The organism is Streptomyces sp. NPDC051136 (assembly GCF_044455745.1).
GTDB lineage: Bacteria > Actinomycetota > Actinomycetes > Streptomycetales > Streptomycetaceae > Streptomyces.
The window spans coordinates 1-17,661 of record NZ_JBITFE010000003.1 but is presented as its reverse complement, the minus strand read 5'-3'; the positions used below and the strand labels follow the sequence as shown (position 1 = coordinate 17,661).

Annotated in this window: 15 protein-coding genes; 12 read left to right on the top strand and 3 right to left on the bottom strand. The window is 73.4% G+C overall.

Annotated elements, in window-relative coordinates:
* The first annotated feature begins 393 nt into the window (after window positions 1-393).
* Entirely contained in the window at window positions 394-2,214 is a 1,821-nt protein-coding gene (locus ACIBCJ_RS09275) for a hypothetical protein (protein ID WP_365981558.1), read from the top strand.
* 95 nt (window positions 2,215-2,309) lie between these two features.
* Here the strand turns inward: ACIBCJ_RS09275 and ACIBCJ_RS09270 are convergent, their stop codons facing one another.
* A complete protein-coding gene (locus ACIBCJ_RS09270) occupies window positions 2,310-3,134 on the bottom strand; it encodes a hypothetical protein (protein WP_362103853.1) in 825 nt (274 codons plus the stop codon).
* 71 nt (window positions 3,135-3,205) lie between these two features.
* On the opposite strand from ACIBCJ_RS09270, the gene ACIBCJ_RS09265 reads away from it, so the two are divergent.
* From ACIBCJ_RS09265 to ilvD, 4 genes are all read left to right on the top strand, one after another.
* Window positions 3,206-4,138, top strand: coding sequence for a Ppx/GppA phosphatase family protein (locus ACIBCJ_RS09265; RefSeq protein WP_362103851.1), 933 nt, complete (start codon window positions 3,206-3,208; stop codon window positions 4,136-4,138).
* Window positions 4,139-4,247: 109 nt separating this feature from the next.
* Window positions 4,248-5,105 carry a sugar phosphate isomerase/epimerase gene (locus ACIBCJ_RS09260; protein ID WP_362103849.1) on the top strand — a complete coding sequence of 286 codons (858 nt, stop codon included), beginning with the start codon at window positions 4,248-4,250 and terminating at the stop codon, window positions 5,103-5,105.
* Window positions 5,102-5,716 (top strand): TetR family transcriptional regulator, encoded by a 615-nt coding sequence (locus tag ACIBCJ_RS09255; RefSeq protein WP_365981548.1) that lies wholly within the window; start codon window positions 5,102-5,104, stop codon window positions 5,714-5,716. Before ACIBCJ_RS09260 ends, ACIBCJ_RS09255 begins: the two co-directional genes overlap by 4 nt.
* A gap of 142 nt (window positions 5,717-5,858) precedes the next feature.
* On the top strand, window positions 5,859-7,712 hold the full coding sequence (gene ilvD / locus ACIBCJ_RS09250; protein ID WP_365981549.1) for a dihydroxy-acid dehydratase: 1,854 nt from the start codon (window positions 5,859-5,861) through the stop codon (window positions 7,710-7,712).
* Window positions 7,713-7,793: 81 nt separating this feature from the next.
* Here ilvD and ACIBCJ_RS09245 read toward each other — a convergent pair whose 3' ends face one another.
* A complete protein-coding gene (locus ACIBCJ_RS09245; RefSeq protein WP_365981550.1) occupies window positions 7,794-9,923 on the bottom strand; it encodes a serine/threonine-protein kinase in 2,130 nt (709 codons plus the stop codon).
* Between the two features lie 184 nt (window positions 9,924-10,107).
* On the opposite strand from ACIBCJ_RS09245, the gene ACIBCJ_RS09240 reads away from it, so the two are divergent.
* From ACIBCJ_RS09240 to proC, 7 genes are all read left to right on the top strand, one after another.
* Window positions 10,108-10,440 (top strand): SH3 domain-containing protein, encoded by a 333-nt coding sequence (locus tag ACIBCJ_RS09240; RefSeq protein WP_362103840.1) that lies wholly within the window; start codon window positions 10,108-10,110, stop codon window positions 10,438-10,440.
* Between the two features lie 164 nt (window positions 10,441-10,604).
* The gene (locus ACIBCJ_RS09235; RefSeq protein ID WP_365981551.1) at window positions 10,605-11,276 is read left to right on the top strand and encodes a DUF4232 domain-containing protein; all 672 of its coding nucleotides are present in this window, start codon (window positions 10,605-10,607) and stop codon (window positions 11,274-11,276) included.
* 41 nt (window positions 11,277-11,317) lie between these two features.
* Window positions 11,318-11,821 (top strand): EamA/RhaT family transporter, encoded by a 504-nt coding sequence (locus ACIBCJ_RS09230; RefSeq protein ID WP_365981552.1) that lies wholly within the window; start codon window positions 11,318-11,320, stop codon window positions 11,819-11,821.
* Between the two features lie 449 nt (window positions 11,822-12,270).
* The gene (locus ACIBCJ_RS09225; RefSeq protein WP_365981553.1) at window positions 12,271-13,092 is read left to right on the top strand and encodes a class I SAM-dependent methyltransferase; all 822 of its coding nucleotides are present in this window, start codon (window positions 12,271-12,273) and stop codon (window positions 13,090-13,092) included.
* Window positions 13,093-13,251: 159 nt separating this feature from the next.
* Window positions 13,252-14,079: an ABC transporter ATP-binding protein gene (locus ACIBCJ_RS09220; RefSeq protein ID WP_362513686.1), complete on the top strand. Its 828-nt coding sequence runs from the start codon at window positions 13,252-13,254 to the stop codon at window positions 14,077-14,079.
* Window positions 14,076-14,876, top strand: coding sequence for an ABC transporter permease (locus tag ACIBCJ_RS09215; RefSeq protein ID WP_365981554.1), 801 nt, complete (start codon window positions 14,076-14,078; stop codon window positions 14,874-14,876). Before ACIBCJ_RS09220 ends, ACIBCJ_RS09215 begins: the two co-directional genes overlap by 4 nt.
* 133 nt (window positions 14,877-15,009) lie before the next feature.
* On the top strand, window positions 15,010-15,822 hold the full coding sequence (gene proC, locus ACIBCJ_RS09210; RefSeq protein WP_365981555.1) for a pyrroline-5-carboxylate reductase: 813 nt from the start codon (window positions 15,010-15,012) through the stop codon (window positions 15,820-15,822).
* A gap of 4 nt (window positions 15,823-15,826) precedes the next feature.
* On the opposite strand, the gene trpS is transcribed toward proC, so the two are convergent.
* Window positions 15,827-16,837 carry a tryptophan--tRNA ligase gene (trpS, locus tag ACIBCJ_RS09205; RefSeq protein WP_365981556.1) on the bottom strand — a complete coding sequence of 337 codons (1,011 nt, stop codon included), beginning with the start codon at window positions 16,835-16,837 and terminating at the stop codon, window positions 15,827-15,829.
* Window positions 16,838-17,661 lie beyond the last annotated feature (824 nt).

Here is a 17,661-nt window from a genome sequence, read left to right as displayed (position 1 = left end):
GGGGGGGGGGGCGCGGGCGGGGGCGCCGCGCCGCCCCCCCCGCCCCGCGCCCCCCCCCCCCCCCCCCCCCCCCCCCCCCCCCCCCCCCCCCCCCCCCCCCCCCCCCCCCCCCCCCCCCCCCCCCCCCCCCCCCCCCCGCACCACCCACCGAACCCAAGGCGCTACAGGCACCCCCACCGAACCCGCACAGGCGCCGCAGGCATCGCAGTAACCGAACCCCGCACAGGCGCCGCAGGCACCCCGTGTCCCCGTCCCGAACGGATGATCCGCCCCCGTCCCGGCCACGGTGGAACGACCGGCTGTCCCCTTATGAGGGATCGTTTCACCCGTACGGGTTAAAAGTGCCCAACGCGCCAGTTCGCGCCACCCATAGCCCCCTACGGTCGCCGAGTGATGAGGAGCAGTCCGGAAACCACGACCCGCACGACCGGCGCACACCGGGCGCACCGGGAAGCGCGTGACCGCGCCGCGGCGAGGGCGCTGGCGCAGCCGCCGGCGCAGCGTCCACCCGCGCCCGCGCGGCGGTACGCCGCGTACGACGCGTATCTGGACGGCCTGTTCACGTACTGCCTGTCCGTGCTCTGCGACCACGACGCCGCGACCGCCGCCCTGGGCGACGTGCTCGCGCTCGCCGAGCGCCGGGGCCACCGCGTCCCCGTCGCCGCGGCCGACCGCAGGGCCTGGCTGTACGCGCTGGCCCGCTGGGCCTGCCTGCGCAAGCTGGCCGAGGCCAAGCAGAAACGTCCGAGCAGCCACGCGGCGGGCCGCCCCACCACCCCCACCACCCCCGCGACGCCCGCCGCCACCACCACCTCCGCGCCCACCACCCCCACCGACGACGAGTCCCACCAGCGGCACCGCAGCGAACTCGCCCTCCTCGCCTGGCCGGAGGCCGCCGGCACCACCCCCGAGCAGCGCGAGGCCCTCGAACTCGCCGTCCGCCACCACCTCGCCCCGCACGAGGTCGCCGCCGTCCTCGGCATGGACCTGGCCGCCGCCCGCGAACTGCTCGCCTCCGCCGCCTGCGAGGTGGAACGCACCCGCGCCGCCCTGGCCGTCGTCGAGACCGGCACCTGCGCGAGCGTCGCCCGCCTCACCGGCGACAACCGGTACGTCCTCAGCAGCGCCCTGCGCCGCGAGCTGGTCCGGCATGTGGACGACTGCCCGCGCTGCCGCCGCACCGCCGAGCGCGCGATCCCCGGCCGCTGGCCCGGCACCAGCGTCACCCCCGCCGAGCTGCCCGTCCTGGAAGCCCCCCGCACCGCCCTGCACGCGGCCGGGACCCACGCCCCGCGCCCGCGCGGCACCGCCCCCCGCTTCGACCGGCGCGGCTTCCCGATGGACCCCAAGGACCGGGCGGCCCGCCGGGACCGCCTGCGTTCCCGGGCCGTCACCACCACCGTCGTCGCCACCGTCGTGGCGGCCCCGGTGCTGGCCCTGTGGGCGGCCTACCGGGGCACTCCCGTCGTCGAGGGCGAGGAGGGCCGCTCCGCCAGTGCCAGCGAGGCGCAGGACCCGGGCGGCCTGGACGGCGATCCGGGGAGCGGCGGCTACGAGAACGCCGGCAACGCGAGCACCACCCCCGGCGGAGGCTTCGGCAAGAACGGCGAGGCCGACGTCTCCGTGGAGGTCGTCGGCGTCTCCGGCACGGGCGGGAAGGGCACCGGCCACCTGGGGGTGACCGCGAGCCACCACGGCGACACCACGCTGGTCACCCTGACCGCGACCGGCGACTCCCCGGTGCGCTGGTCGGTCTCCGTCGGCGCCGCCTGGCTCTACCTGAGCCGGTCCTCCGGCACGCTGCGTCCCGGCGAGTCCGTGACGGTCAGGGTGTACGTCGACCACTTGCGCGAGCCGTCCGGCCACTGGAGCGCGCGGGTGGCCGTCTCACCGGCCGGCGCCGTCGTGACCATCGCGGGCCACGGCCCCGCGCCCACCCCGACCCGCCCGGGCCCGCGCCCCAGCACTCCCGGCGACACCACGTCCCCGTCCCACCCGGGCCAGAACCCGGACCCCGACCCCGACCCCGACCCCGATCCGGACCCGTCCACTTCGCAGCCCACCGATCCGGACCCGACGCCCACCGACGACCCGCCACCGACCTCGCCGGACCCGGACCCGACGACCGACGAGCCGTCCCCGACCGGCGGCCCCGACGGCTCGTCACCCCCGCCGGGCGGCGACAGCGGCACCCCGAGCCCATCGGACCCGTAGGGGCCGGCGGACTCACAGAACCCGCGGCCCAGCACCGACGCGAGGCCGAGGCCGGGCCGGGCCGGGCCGGGCCAACCGGAGTCCGGCGCCGGGTCTCAGCGCGCGGGGTCGGCCGGGTGCGGAGCCAGCAGCGGCAGCTGCGAGGCCAGCCGCTCCTCGCACAGCTCGACCAGCCGGTCGTACCCCGCCTTGCCCATCAGCTCGATCAGCTCCGGCCGGTACGAGACGTACACGGGATCGCCCGCCCCGTGTGCCGACGTCGCCGACGTGCACCACCAGTGCAGGTCGTGACCGCCCGGACCCCAGCCGCGCCGGTCGTACTCACCGATCGACACCTGGAGGACGCGCGTGTCGTCGGGGCGGTCGATCCACTCGTACGTCCGCCGCACCGGCAGCTGCCAGCACACGTCCGGCTTGGTCTCCAGCGGCTCCCGGCCCTCCTTGAGCGCGAGGATGTGCAGCGAGCAGCCCATGCCCCCGGAGAAGCCCGGCCGGTTCTGGAAGATGCACGAGCCCTGGAAGGGCCGGGTCTGCCGGGAGCCCTCGTCGTCCTCGGAGACCCAGCCGCCCCGCGTGCCCTCGGCATGGTGCTGCCAGATGTCCGGCGTGAGCCTCGCCACGTGCTCGGCGACCCGCTGCTCGTCGTCCTCGTCGGAGAAGTGCGCGCCCAGCGAGCAGCACCCGTCGTCCGCGCGGCCCGCCTGGATGCCCTGGCAGCCGCTGCCGAAGATGCAGTTCCAGCGGGAGGTCAGCCATGTCAGATCGCACCGGAAGACCTGCTCGTCGTCCGCCGGATCCGGAAACTCCACCCACGCGCGCGCGAAGTCGAGCCCCTGCTCGTCGCTCTTCCGCTCACTCACTACGCGCTTTTTGTCCTTCTTGGCCGACTTTTCGTCCTTCGCCTTTTTCGTCTTTGGCACGGCTCCAGGGTAAGACGCCGAAGCCGCACGACGGGACCGCCGCACTCCCCGGCGGCAGTAGCGTTCCGTACATGAGACTCGGTGTCCTCGACGTGGGTTCGAACACGGTGCATCTGCTGGTGGTGGACGCGCACCCCGGCGCCCGCCCGCTGCCCGCCCACTCGCACAAGGTGGAACTGCGCCTCGCCCAGCTCCTCGACGAGGACGGGGCGATCGGCCCCGACGGCGTCGACCGGCTGGTCGCGGTGGTCCGGGAGGCGCTCCAGGCCGCCGAGGACAAGGGCGTCGAGGACCTCCTGCCGTTCGCCACCTCGGCCGTGCGCGAGGCGAGCAACGCCGACGACGTCCTCGCGCGCGTGCGCGCCGACACCGGCGTCGAGCTGACCGTCCTGAGCGGCGCCGAGGAGGCCCGGCTCACCTTCCTCGCCGCCCGCCGCTGGTTCGGCTGGTCCGCGGGCAGGCTGCTGGTCCTCGACATCGGCGGCGGCTCCCTGGAGATCGCCTACGGCCTCGACGAGGAACCCGACGCCGCCGTGTCGCTGCCGCTGGGCGCGGGCCGACTGACCGCGGCCCGGCTGCCCGGCGACCCGCCCCACCCGGACGACGTCAGGGCGCTGCGCCGCCACGTCCGTACGGAGATCGCCCGTACGGTCGGCGACTTCAGCCGCCTCGGCGCCCCCGACCACGTGGTCGCCACCTCGAAGACCTTCCGGCAGCTGGCCCGCATCGCCGGCGCCGCCCGTTCCGCCGAGGGCCTCTACGTCCAGCGCGAGCTGAAGCGCGCCTCCCTGGAGGCCTGGGTGCCCCGGCTGGCCGCCATGACCGGCGCGGAGCGCGCCGAACTCCCCGGCGTCTCCGAGGGCCGCGCGAACCAGCTCCTGGCGGGCGCCCTGGTGGCCGAGGCCGCGATGGACCTCTTCCGCGTGGAGAACCTGGAGATCTGCCCGTGGGCCCTCAGGGAGGGCGTCATCCTGCGACGCCTCGACCACATGGGCCAGGAATAGACGCCCGCCCCGGGCACGACGAGCTACGGCGCACCCGCCCTATGGCACGCACCACAGCGCCGATCAGCCACCCCGCAGCCCCCCGCCCGCACCCCGTACCCTGACCCCCGTGGCAAAACCAAGGGACGACGTCCGCACCCCGGACACGAAGGTCGCCCTGTCGACTGCGTCCGTGTACCCGGAGTCGACGGCGACGGCCTTCGAGATCGCCGCGCGCCTCGGTTACGACGGCGTCGAGGTGATGGTCTGGACGGATCCGGTCAGCCAGGACATCGAGGCGCTGCGCAGACTCAGCGACTACCACCGCGTGCCGATACTCGCCGTGCACGCACCGTGTCTGCTCATCACCCAGCGCGTCTGGTCCACCGACCCCTGGGTCAAGCTCCAGCGCGCCCGCGCGGCCGCCGAGAAGCTCGGCGCGAGCACCGTCGTCGTGCACCCCCCGTTCCGCTGGCAGCGCCAGTACGCGCGGGACTTCGTCAACGGCATCTGGCGGATGGCGAACGAGACGGACGTCCGCTTCGCCGTCGAGAACATGTACCCCTGGCGCTACCGCGACCGCGAGATGCAGGCGTACGCCCCCGACTGGGACGTGACGAAGGACGACTACCGGCACTTCACCATCGACCTCAGCCACGCCGCCACCTCCCGCACCGACGGCCTCGACCTGCTCGACCGCATGAGCGACCGCCTCGGCCACGTCCACCTGGCCGACGGCAGGGGCTCCGCGAAGGACGAGCACCTCGTCCCCGGCCGCGGCAACCAGCCCTGCGCCGAGGTCCTGGAGCACCTCGCGCACACCGGCTTCGACGGCCACGTCGTCATCGAGGTCAACACCAGGCGCGCGATGTCCAGCGCCGAACGTGAGGCCGATCTCGCCGAGGCGCTCGCCTTCACCCGCACGCACCTGGCGCAGTCGGCGTCCCCGGTGCCGGGCGCCCGCGCGACGAGGACGGACCGCGGGTGAGCGACACCGCCGACGGGACCGTCCGGCGCCGCGGCCGCCCGCCCCGCGCGGAGTCCGGCGACACCCGCGACCGCATCCTCGCCACGGCCCGCGAGGAGTTCTCCGAGCGCGGCTACGAGAAGACCTCCGTGCGCGGCATCGCCAAGGCGGCGAGCGTGGACCCGGCGCTGGTGCACCACTACTTCGGCACCAAGGAGCAGGTCTTCGAGGCGGCCGTCGAGGTCGCCTTCGCGCCGGCCATGGAGGCCCCCGAGGCGATCGCCGACGGCCCGCTGGACGCGGTCGGCGAGCGCCTGACCCGCTTCATCCTCGGCGTCTGGGAGAACCCCGCCACCCGGACACCGCTGCTGGCCATCGTCCGCTCGGCGGTGAACAACGAGACCGCCGCAGCCGTCTTCCGCCGGCTGATCGCCGCCCAGGTGCTGCGCCGCGTCGCCGTCCAGCTGGACCTGCCGGACGCCGAGCTGCGCGTGGAACTGGCGGCGGCACAGCTGGTGGGGTGCGCGATGCTCCGCTACGTGATCCAGGTGGAGCCGCTGGCCTCGGCGGACCCGGAGCAGATCGTCGCCCGCCTGGCACCGGTGGTGCAGGGCCACCTCACCGGCCCCTGAGAAGCCGGCTCACCGGCCCCGAGCGGGCCGGCCGGCGGCGTACGCGAGACGCGCGTCCCGCATTCCGGACGCCCTGTCCCGACCCCTGGATGACCGGCGTACGCTCGACGGCAGTCATAACTCTCCGAAGGAGCGAGCGACGATGCCCGAACTGAGGTCCCGCACAGTCACCCACGGCCGCAACATGGCGGGCGCCCGCGCCCTTATGCGTGCCTCCGGTGTACCCGGCGCGGACATCGGGCGGAAGCCGATCATCGCCGTCGCCAACAGCTTCACGGAGTTCGTGCCGGGCCACACCCACCTCGCCCCGGTCGGCCGGATCGTCAGCGAGGCGGTCGTCGCCGCCGGCGGCATCCCGCGCGAGTTCAACACGATTGCCGTGGACGACGGCATCGCCATGGGCCACGGCGGCATGCTCTACTCCCTGCCCTCCCGCGACCTGATCGCGGACAGCGTGGAGTACATGGTCGAGGCCCACTGCGCCGACGCCCTGATCTGCATCTCCAACTGCGACAAGATCACCCCGGGCATGCTCAACGCCGCGCTGCGCCTGAACATCCCCACGGTCTTCGTCTCCGGCGGCCCGATGGAGTCCGGCCGCGCCACCCTGGTCGACGGCACGGTCCGCACGCTCGACCTGGTCGACGCGATGTCGGAGGCGGTCAACGACAAGATCTCCGACGCGGACATCCTCCGCATCGAGGAGAACGCCTGTCCCACCTGTGGCTCCTGCTCCGGCATGTTCACCGCCAACTCGATGAACTGCCTGACCGAGGCCATCGGCCTGTCCCTGCCGGGCAACGGCTCGGTCCTGGCCACCCACACCGCCCGCAAGGCGCTCTACGAGAACGCCGCGCGCACCGTCCTGGACCTGACCCGCCGCTACTACGAGCAGGACGACGACTCGGTCCTGCCCCGCAACATCGCCACCCCCGCGGCCTTCGGCAACGCCATGGCGCTCGACATCGCGATGGGCGGCTCCACCAACACGATCCTGCACCTGCTGGCCGCCGCCCAGGAGGCGGGCGTCCCCTACGGCCTCACCGAGATGGACGCCCTCTCGCGCCGCGTCCCCTGCCTGGCCAAGGTCGCGCCCAACGTCGCCAAGGACCGCACGTACTACATGGAGGACGTGCACCGCGCCGGCGGCATCCCCGCCCTCCTCGGCGAGCTGCACCGCGGTGGCCTGCTCAACGAGGACGTCCACTCCGTGCACAGCCCGTCCCTGGCCGACTGGCTGAAGACCTGGGACGTGCGCGGCGGCTCTCCCTCCCAGGAGGCCGTCGAGCTGTGGCACGCGGCCCCCGGCTGCGTCCGCTCCGCCGAGGCCTTCTCCCAGTCCGAGCGCTGGGACTCCCTGGACGACGACGCCGAGGGCGGCTGCATCCGCTCCGTCGAACACGCCTACTCCGAGGACGGCGGCCTCGCGGTGCTGCGCGGCAACCTCGCCGTCGACGGCTGCGTCGTCAAGACGGCCGGCGTCGACGAGTCCATCTGGACCTTCGAGGGTCCGGCGGTCGTCTGCGAGTCGCAGGAGGAGGCCGTCCAGAAGATCCTCACCCAGCAGGTCAAGGAGGGTGACGTCGTCGTCATCCGCTACGAGGGCCCCAAGGGCGGCCCCGGCATGCAGGAGATGCTCTACCCGACCTCGTACCTCAAGGGCCGCGGCCTCGGAAAGGCCTGCGCCCTGGTCACCGACGGCCGGTTCTCCGGCGGCACGTCCGGGCTCTCCATCGGCCACGCCTCCCCGGAGGCCGCGGCCGGCGGCACCATCGCCCTGGTCGAGGACGGCGACCGCATCCGCATCGACATCCCGAACCGCTCCATCGAGCTGCTCGTGGACGACGCCGAGCTGACCCGCCGCGAGCAGGCCCTGAACGGCGTGTTCGCGCCCAGGAACCGCGAGCGCAAGGTCTCCGCCGCCCTGAAGGCGTACGCCGCGATGGCCACCAGCGCCGACAAGGGCGCCGTGCGCGACGTCAGCAAGCTGGGCTGACACCCCCGCGAGGGCCCGGGACACCCGCGAGGGCCCCGGGCACCCACGAGGGCCCGGGGCACCCGCGAGGGCCCGGGGCGCCTACCAGGCGCCCGGGTCCCGCCCCGCCACGCCGAACACCGTCCCGTCGGGCGCCCCGGCGTACACGTGCCCGCCCGCCGGCAGCGGCGCCGGCAAGGTCGCGGGCACCGTGTCGGAGTCGGCGCCGAGCCGCGGCCGGGTCTGTCCGAGGAGCTTGCCCTCGCGCGCGTCGACACCCAGGAGCCGCCCGTCGGGCGCGGTGACGTACACGTGCCGCCCGTCGGACACGGGCACCGAGCCCCGGCTCACGCTCGTCTCCAGGCGCCACGCCTGCTTCCCCGCCGCCATGTCGACGGCGACCAGCGAGCCGCCCGCGCCCATGAGGTACACGGTGTCGCCGCGCACACCTGCCTGCGCCTGCTCGACCGGGACGGGCAGCGCCACCCGGCGGGTGGCGCCGGTGGCGGGCGTGTAGCGCACCACGGTCCTCACGTCGCCGTAGGTCGCCTCCTCGGGGGCGAGGAACACGGACCCGTCCGCCGCCGCCAGGAGCCTCAAGGCCCCCGCCAGCTGCGTGTCCCAGCGCACGTCCCCGCTGTCCGGGTCGACCGCGGTGACGTGGGTGCTCCCGTCCGCGCGCCGGCTCGTCGCGTAGGCCGCGGGCCGCTTCTCCCCGGCGAACGAGGTGAAGTACGGCATCGCCTGCCCCGGGATCCGGTGCGTCCACTTGGTCCGCCCCGAGGCACTGTCCACGCCGGTGACCGTCCCGTCCGCAGCGGTGAGCAGCAGCATGTCGCCGACGGTCCGCGACCCGGTGTACGCCGGCATCTCCTCCTGCCACACCTGCTCGCCCGTCGCGGGGTCGAGCGCCTCCAGCGGACGGCCCAGCAGGCCGACCTCGGGCTGCACGAGCCCGCCCGACACGACCGGCGGTTCGCTCCGCACGGCCTCCTCGACGGGATGCCGCCACAGCGTGCTCCCGTCGGCCGGATCGACCGCGAAGACCAGGCCGGGCCGCGCGCACACCAGTCGCCGGGCCGCGTACGAGCACAGCGGCATCCCGCCGCCCTCCCCCGCGGGCACCGCCTCCCACGCCCCGAACCCGCCCGGCGCGCTCTGCGCGGTGGGCGTACCCGCGGGTTCGGCACCGCCGAAGGCCTGCACGGCCACGAGGCTCCCGACCACGGCGAGAGCCACCCCCGCGGCGACGAGCGCCGACCGCTTCCCCAGCCGCCGTACGGCCCGCCCGGACCGGACCGACGGCTCGGCGGGCTCCTGCGGCGCGGGCCGCGCACCGGCTGCCCGGGGGTCCCCGTCCGGTTCCGTCCGGGGCGCCGGTACGAACACCTGCGTGTCGTAGGCCGCCGCCACCGACCGCAGCTCCCGCATCAACTCGTCCGGTGTCGGCCGGTCCTCGGGCTCCTTGGCGAGACAGCGCAGCACCAGCGGCGCGAGCCACTCGGGTACGCCGGTCAGATCGGGCTCGTCGTGCACGACCTGGTAGGCGACGACGTAGGGGCTGTCGGAGTCGAAGGGCCCCCGCCCGGTCGCCGCGTGCACCATCAGGGAGCCGAGGGTGAAGACGTCGGCCGCGGGCCCGACCTCCCGGGGCCGCCGGAACTGCTCGGGTGCCATGAACGGCGGGGTGCCGATCAACTTCCCGGTCTCAGTGCGCAGTTCGCTGTCCTTCGGCCGGGAGATACCGAAGTCGATCACCTTCGGACCGTCCTCGGCGAGCAGTACGTTGCTCGGTTTCAGGTCCCGGTGCACGACGCCGACGCGATGGATGTCGCGCAGCGCCTCGGCGAGCCCCGCCATCAGCCGGCGCAGCTGGGGCTCGTCCATCGGCCCGTTCCGCTTCACGTGCTCCGAGAGCGTCGGGCCTGGGATGTACAGCGTCGCCATCCAGGGCCGCCCTGCATCGGGGTCGGCATCCACGACCGGCGCCGTGAAGGCCCCGCTCACCCGGCGGGCCGCGGCCACCTCCTGCCGGAAACGCCCCCTGAACTCGGGGTCCTTGGCGTACGTCGCGTGGACGACCTTGACCGCGACGCGCATCCCCGAGGTGCTGCGGGCCAGGTGCACGACACCCATGCCGCCCGAGCCGAGACGCGACTCCAGACGGTAGTGACCGGCGTACTCCGGAAGTTCCGCTTCCGCGTCCGCCCCGGCATCGCGCTGCGGCGCCATGGAACCACCCCCGAGCTGTTCGTTCGCGCGAGCGACGCTCGGAGCCTAGTCGATGAGGCGTACGGGACAGAGGCGGCCTGCCGTCCCCTCCTGTGCGAGTCGAGAACTGGTGTTTCAATGCTCGTTCTTGGGGAATCAACGGTGCCCCACGACAGTCGTGGGGTTCGACGGGGGGAGTTTCGGCATGTCCATCGACCAGGTCCAGGACATCGGCGGCGAGGAAGAGGGAGCGGTCGCGGCGGACGGGGGAGTCGTCGCGGTGTCCGCGGCCCTGCGCTCCTACCCGGTCGCCCCGGGCTACCGCCTGAACGTCCGCAGCGGCCCGGGCACCGGCTACTCGCTGGTGCGGGTCCTGTCCGAGGGCGCCAGGATCACCATCAACTGCCAGCGCACGGGGGAGCGGGTCTCGGGCCCCTACGGCACCTCGAACATCTGGGACAACATCGGTAGCGGCCAGTACGTCTCGGACACGTACATCCTGACCGGCAGCGACGGTTACGTGGCCCCTCGCTGCTGAGTCCGCCGCCGACGACCATGTAACAGCGCTGTCCCAGCGACGTATTAGGAGGTTGCCGAGAGGAACGGCGGGCCGGTCCGGACGGGTCTTGGGGGGCACAGACGCCGCTCGCACCGATGGGTACGGGCGGACCGGCACGCCGACCGACTCTGAGGTAGACAACGATGCGCGTTCGCAAGCTGATCCTCGCCGCCATGGCCCTCGCCGCAGGTCTGTCGCTCACGGCCTGCCAGAGCGACGACGGCACGGACCCGAGCGCGGCCCCGTTCGCCGCGTCCTCCGCGTCCTCCTCGAACGGCGGCTCGGAGTCGGCCGGAGGCGGACCGGCCGCTTCGGGCCAGGAGGGCGGGAAGGACACCGCGGGCAAGACCTCCGACGGCACCGGCGGCACGGGCGGCACCGGCGAGGGCGGCAGGACAGCCGCGTGCCGCACCGACGAACTGGAGATCACGGCGACGGACGCCACCGTCGGCGGCGACACCGAGGGCACCGTCGCGGTGGACCTGAAGAACGGCGGCGGCCGGGACTGCACGCTCACCGGCTACGCGGGTGTCGACCTCAAGACGAACGCGGGCTCCCTGTCCGCGAAGCGCACGGGCGCGCAGGCCCCGCAGATCGTCCTCGCGGACGGGGACACGGTGACCTTCGGCATCACCTACCCGGTCAACGACACGGGCGGCTCCGGCGTCCGCGTCACGGGCCTGGTGGTGACCCCGCCGAACGAGACCAAGTCCGTCACCCTCGACTGGCCGGGCGCCGCCACGCTGCCGGTCACCGACGGCTCCGGCACCCCGGTGCGGGTCGGCCCGATGGGCAGCGCGGGCCAGGGCGGCTGACCGCGCCGCACGCGCGAAGGGGCACGCGCCATAATCGACCCGTGAGCGCAGAGAACGGCAAGAACGGCACCCCGGACACCCTCGCGGGCCCCCGCCCGGAACCCCTCCGGTTCTACGGCACGACCTGGGTGCACCACGACAGCGGGTACACGGCCCGCCGGGCCGGCCTCGCCGTCGGCTCGCTCGTCCTGGCGGCCGCCGCCTGCTTCGTGCTCCGCGTCGCCTACCAGGGCCTCCAGATCGCCGACATCGGTGGCTTCGTCACGCTGCTGATGGTCGTGATGTTCGCGGTCTGCAGTGCCCTGGCCTTCCGCCACACCTGGTCCGGCTTCACCACCCGCCCCGACCCGGACCGCCAGGCCTCCCTGCGCGGCCTGCTCGCCATCGGCTTCGTGGGATCCCTCCTCGCCTACTTCCTCCGCACCTTCACCGAGGCCCCGGGCGAGAAGCTGCACCGCGCGGAGTACGAGAAGGCCCGCGAGGAGTACGAGAGGCGCACCACCCGCCGCACGGGCAACCCGTCGAAGAAGCGCCGCGGCAAGTAGCGGCGCACCGACCGCCGGAGAGAACGGGAACCCGGGCTGAAGGGACAGGGGCGGCGGCGGCCGGTCCAAAGTGCGCCGGGCCGAAGGGACAGGGTGGCGGCAGCCGCGCCGAAGCGCGCTGAGCTGAAGGGTCGGGCGGCCGGTCCAAAGTGCGCCGGGGCGAGTGGACAGGGCGGCGGCGCCGGTCCGGAGTGCGCCGGGGCGAAGGGACAGGGCGGGTGGCAGCCGGGCCGTGAGGATCGGGGGGCGGCGGCAGGCAGCCGGCCCGCAGTCCGCCGGGCCGCCAGAGCCGTACCCGGGGGACCCGGACCGCGACCCGGCGCCGCCTTCCGGGTCCGCCGGCCCGCCAGAGCCGTACCGGCGGACCCGGACCGCGACCCGGCGTCGCCTTCCGCGGCCGTGCGAGAAACCCCCTGCTGAGCCCCGGCTCACCCGGCCACCATGGCCGCATGACGACACCACTGACCCCGGACGACCGGGCCACCCCGTCCGCCACCCCCGCGCAGGCCCGCCAGGCCGCCCGCGCCCACTCGTTCAACGCCGCCGCGGCCCAGTACGCCGCCAACCGCCCCTCCTACCCGCCCGCCCTCTTCGACGCGCTGGAGGAGCTGGCCGGCCGCCCCCTCAAGGGGGCCCGCGTCGTGGACGTCGGCGCCGGCACCGGCCTCGCCACCGCCCGCCTGCACGAGCGCGGTGCCGAGGTGATCGCCGTGGAGCCCGGCGCCGGCATGACCTCCGAGTTCCGCCGCGTCCTCCCCGGCGTGCCCGTGATCCGAGGCAACGGCAACGCCCTGCCCCTCGCCGGCCGCACCGCCGATCTCCTCACCTACGCCCAGGCCTGGCACTGGACCGACCCCGCCCTGGCCGTCCCGGAGGCGCTGCGCGTGCTGCGTCCGGGCGGCGCGCTGGCGCTGTGGTGGAACACCGAGGCCCCCGACGTGCAGTGGATCGCGGACGCCGGACGGCGCATCGACCGGCACTTCGCGGGCCAGGACCTCCCCGCCGGGCAACGGGACATCGACGCGCGCTCCGCCGATCCCACCGGCAGCCTCGACTTCGTCCGGCGCACGATCCGCTGGAGCCGTCACGTCCCCCTCGACACCCACCTGGCCAACCTCGGCAGCCACTCGGCCTTCCTGACCGACACCGAGGAACGCGTCGCGGCCTTCTTCGCCGAGGAGCGCGACCACCTGCTGACCGTCTTCCCGGACGGACACGTCGAGGAGACCTACGACGTCCACCTCCTCCTCGGGCGGACCCCGACGGCCTGACCAAGCGACCGACGGACGGCCGTGACGGGCGGCCTGATGGGAGGGACCGCCACGACTGCCCGCAAGGAACGCCCGACACGAACGCCCGACACGACTGCGGACGCGAACGCCCGACACGACCGCTTGACGACGCGGGCACCCCGGAGCACTATTCATCACATGATGAATTACTCGCCGGAGGACCCCTCCCGGCCATCCGAAGGGCGGGGTGAGGACCCCGTCCCGCCCGCCGTCCACGCCGAGGACCTCACCGTCGCCCGCGGCGCCCGCACCGTCCTGCGCGGCCTCGGCTTCACCGTCCCGCGCGGCCGCATCACCGGCCTCCTCGGCCCCTCCGGCTGCGGCAAGTCCACCCTGATGCGGGCGATCGTGGGCACCCAGGCCAAGGTCACCGGCACCCTGGACGTCCTCGGCCGCCCGGCCGGCCACCCGGCCCTGCGCACCCGCATCGGCTACGTCACCCAGGCCCCGTCCGTCTTCGACGACCTGACCGTCCGCCAGAACCTGGACTACTTCGCCGAGATCCTCGCCCCGGGCCGGGCGGCCGCCGCCCACCGCCGCGAGGACGTCACCCGGGCCGTCGCGGACGTCGACCTCACCGCCCACGCCGACGCCCTGGCCGGCAACCTCTCCGGCGGCCAGCGCAGCCGCGTCTCCCTCGCCGTCGCCCTCCTGGGCGCCCCCGAACTCCTCGTCCTCGACGAACCGACGGTCGGCCTGGACCCCGTGCTCCGCCGCGACCTGTGGGCCCTCTTCCACTCCCTCGCCGCCGACCGCGGTGCCACCCTCCTCGTCTCCTCCCACGTCATGGACGAGGCCGAGCGCTGCGACCGCCTGCTCCTGATGCGCGAGGGCGAGGTCCTCGCCGACGACACCCCCGAAGCCCTGCGCGTCCGTACCGACTCCGAGACGGTCGAGGACGCCTTCCTGCACCTGGTCGACGAAGCCAAGGCGGCGGCGTCCCGTACGAAGGAGACCACCCGATGACGACCGCCAGTGCCCCGACCGCCCCCGAGCCCGCCCTGACCCCGGCCCCCACCCGCGCCCTGAGCCTCTCCCGCACCACGGCCACCGCGGCCCGGGTCCTGCGTCAGCTCAGCCACGACCCGCGCACCATCGCGCTGCTGATGCTGATCCCCTGCGTGATGCTGTTCCTGCTGCGCTACGTCTTCGACGGCAGCCCGCGCACCTTCGACAACATCGGCGCGTCGCTCCTCGGCATCTTCCCGCTGATCACGATGTTCCTGGTCACGTCCATCGCCACCCTGCGCGAACGCACCTCCGGCACCCTCGAACGCCTCCTCGCCATGCCCCTGGGCAAGGGCGACCTCATCGCGGGCTACGCCCTCGCCTTCGGCGCCCTCGCCGTGGTCCAGTCCGCCCTCGCCACCGGCCTGGCCCTCTGGTTCCTGGGCCTGGACGTCACCGGCAGCCCCTGGCTGCTCCTCCTGGTCGCGCTGCTCGACGCCCTCCTGGGCACCGCGCTCGGCCTCTTCGTCTCGGCCTTCGCGGCCTCCGAGTTCCAGGCGGTGCAGTTCATGCCGGCCGTGATCTTCCCCCAGCTCCTCCTGTGCGGCCTCTTCACCCCGCGCGACGACATGCACCCGGCCCTGGAGGCCATCTCCGACGTGCTGCCCATGTCCTACGCGGTCGACGGCATGAACGAGGTGCTGCGCCACACCGACATGACCGCGACCTTCGTCCGCGACGCCCTGATCGTCGCCGGGTGCGCCCTGCTGGTCCTGACCCTGGGTGCGGCCACGTTGAAACGCCGGACGGCGTAACCGCACCTCCGGGCCCACCCGCCCGCACGTCCCATGCTTCACGTCCCGCGGACTGGACGCGACGCCCCGGCCCGCGCGGGCAGTGCGAGGATGACCCCGAACAGCGCGCGCACCCCGGAGGGCACCCGAAGCCATGTCCCAGAAAGTCGCAGTCCTCGGCACCGGCAAGATCGGCGAATCCCTGCTCAGCGGCATGATCGGAGCGGGCTGGGCCCCCGCCGACCTCCTGGTCACCGCCCGCCGCCCGGAACGGGCCGAGGAACTCCGCGCCCGCCACGGAGTCACCCCGGTCACCAACGCCGAGGCCGCCAAGTCCGCCGACACCCTGATCCTCACGGTCAAGCCGCAGGACATGGGCACCCTCCTCGACGAGCTCGCCCCGCACGTACCCGCCGACCGCCTGATCATCAGCGGCGCGGCCGGCATCCCGACCGCCTTCTTCGAGGAGCGCCTCGCCGCCGGCACCCCGGTCGTCCGCGTCATGACGAACACCCCGGCCCTCGTCGACGAGGCCATGTCCGTCATCTCCGCCGGCACCCATGCCACCGCCGCCCACCTCACGCACACCGAGGAGATCTTCGGCGCCGTCGGCAAGACCCTCCGCGTCCCCGAGTCACAGCAGGACGCCTGCACCGCCCTCTCCGGCTCGGGACCGGCGTACTTCTTCTACCTGGTGGAAGCCATGACCGACGCCGGCATCCTCCTCGGCCTGCCCCGCGACAAGGCCCACGACCTGATCGTCCAGTCCGCGATCGGCGCCGCGAAGATGCTCCGCGACAGCGGCGAACACCCGGTCAGGCTCCGCGAGAACGTCACGTCCCCGGCCGGCACCACCATCAACGCCATCCGCGAACTCGAGAACCACGGCGTCCGCGCCGCCCTCATCGCGGCCCTGGAGGCCGCCCGCGACCGCAGCCGCGAACTGGCCTCCGGCACCAAGGACTGAGCACCTACGGGGCCGTGTTCACCGGAGGCAGCAGCCCGATCGCCCGGTAGGCCGCGTCCACGGTCGGCCGCGCCATCGCCCGGGCCTTCTCGGCCCCCTCCCGGAGCACGCCCTCCACGTACCCGGGATCGGCGCACAGCTCCCCGTGCCGCTCACGTACCGGCCGCAGCACCTCGACGACGGCCTCCGCGGTGTCCTTCTTCAACGCGCCGTACGAGTCGTACCCGTCCGCGAGCTCCGCCGGATCCCCGCCCGTGCAGGCGGCGAGGATCTCCAGCAGATTGGCGAGCCCCGCCCGCTCCTCCCGGTCGTACACGACGTCCCGCCCGCTGTCGGTCACGGCCCGCACGATCTTCTTGCGCACCACGTCCGGCTCGTCGAGCAGATAGACGATCCCCGGCCCGACGTCGTCGCTCTTCCCCATCTTCGACGTGGGCTCCTGCAGGTTCATGACCCGGGCCGCCACCGCGGGACCGGTCGCCCGCGGCACCACGAAGGTGTGCCCGTACCGCTGGTTGAACCGCACCGCGAGATCCCGCGCCAGCTCCACATGCTGCGTCTGATCGTTCCCGACCGGCACCTCGTCCGTCCCGTACGCCAGGATGTCCGCCGCCATCAGCACGGGGTACGTGAGCAGGGAGAGCCGCACGCTCCCGCCCCGCCCCCGCTCCCGTGCGGCCTTCTCCCTGTACTGGATCATCCGCCGCATCTCCCCGTCGGTCGCCACGCACTCCAGTACGTACGACAGCCGGGCGTGCTCGTCCACGTGACTCTGCACGAACACGGTGCACAGCTCGGGATCGAGCCCCGACGCCAGCAACAGCGACGCCGCCTGCCGGCTGAGTCTGCGCACCCGCGCCGGATCGTGGTCCACGGTCAGTGCGTGCAGGTCGACGACACAGAACAACGCGTCCGACTCGTGCTGGTCGGCCGTGGCCCACCGGCGCATGGCTCCCAGGTAGTTCCCCAGCGTCAGGTGCCCGGTCGGCTTGACCCCGCTGAAAACCCGCTTCATCTCTCCACCTCCTGGTCAGGGCCACCGCCACCCGCCGGCCGCCCCTCCTCGGGAGGGAGATACGAGAACGGCCGCCGAAGCGGCGGCCGTCGAGTGCATACGTGCGTGCGGCCGCCGTCAGGCGGCCCGCCAGAGCTGGGTACACGTACGCGTCATCACGCGCTCACCGTACGCCCGCGACGCCCGCACCGCACGGGATTTGACACGCCCGTCCCGCACTCCTAGTGTTCTCCGAGTTGTCCGACGTGAGCGCCGACCCCGGTCGGTCCCCGGACAGCGATTCCGCAGGTACCCACCACTCTTCGACGAACAGTCGCGTTGTCGACTTCGCCGTTCTGTCGGTGCAGTATTTGCGGAATGAGGAATCCACGTTCGAAAGAACGCGGCCCCCGATTAGCTCGGGAGCCGGGAGTCCGCTAGAGTCTCACCTCGTTGAAACGGCCCAACAGCCGGGACGACAACCCCCTCTGACGGGGAATCAGAGCCCGAAAGGATCTGATAGAGTCGGAACCGCCGGAAAGGGAAACGCGAAAGCGAGAACCTGGAAAGCACCGAGGAAATCGGATCGGAAAGATCTGATAGAGTCGGAAACGCAAGACCGAAGGGAAGCGCCCGGAGGAAAGCCCGAGAGGGTGAGTACAAAGGAAGCGTCCGTTCCTTGAGAACTCAACAGCGTGCCAAAAGTCAACGCCAGATATGTTGATACCCCGTCTCTCCCATTCGGGAGGACGAGGTTCCTTTGAAGAAACACACAGCGAGGACGCTGTGAACGGTCGGATCATTCCTCCGACTGTTCCGCTCTCGTGGTGTCACCCGATTACGGG

Bases quoted from the DNA above. Each gene is read 5' to 3' on its own strand.
- ACIBCJ_RS09275 (WP_365981558.1), top strand. From the start codon at position 394: ATGAGGAGCAGTCCGGAAACCACGACCCGCACGACCGGCGCACACCGG.
- ACIBCJ_RS09265 (WP_362103851.1), top strand. From the start codon at position 3,206: ATGAGACTCGGTGTCCTCGACGTGGGTTCGAACACGGTGCATCTGCTG.
- ilvD (WP_365981549.1), top strand. From the start codon at position 5,859: ATGCCCGAACTGAGGTCCCGCACAGTCACCCACGGCCGCAACATGGCG.
- ACIBCJ_RS09245 (WP_365981550.1), bottom strand. From the start codon at position 9,923: ATGGCGCCGCAGCGCGATGCCGGGGCGGACGCGGAAGCGGAACTTCCG.
- ACIBCJ_RS09240 (WP_362103840.1), top strand. From the start codon at position 10,108: ATGTCCATCGACCAGGTCCAGGACATCGGCGGCGAGGAAGAGGGAGCG.
- ACIBCJ_RS09235 (WP_365981551.1), top strand. From the start codon at position 10,605: ATGCGCGTTCGCAAGCTGATCCTCGCCGCCATGGCCCTCGCCGCAGGT.
- ACIBCJ_RS09225 (WP_365981553.1), top strand. From the start codon at position 12,271: ATGACGACACCACTGACCCCGGACGACCGGGCCACCCCGTCCGCCACC.
- ACIBCJ_RS09220 (WP_362513686.1), top strand. From the start codon at position 13,252: ATGATGAATTACTCGCCGGAGGACCCCTCCCGGCCATCCGAAGGGCGG.
- ACIBCJ_RS09215 (WP_365981554.1), top strand. From the start codon at position 14,076: ATGACGACCGCCAGTGCCCCGACCGCCCCCGAGCCCGCCCTGACCCCG.
- proC (WP_365981555.1), top strand. From the start codon at position 15,010: ATGTCCCAGAAAGTCGCAGTCCTCGGCACCGGCAAGATCGGCGAATCC.
- trpS (WP_365981556.1), bottom strand. From the start codon at position 16,837: ATGAAGCGGGTTTTCAGCGGGGTCAAGCCGACCGGGCACCTGACGCTG.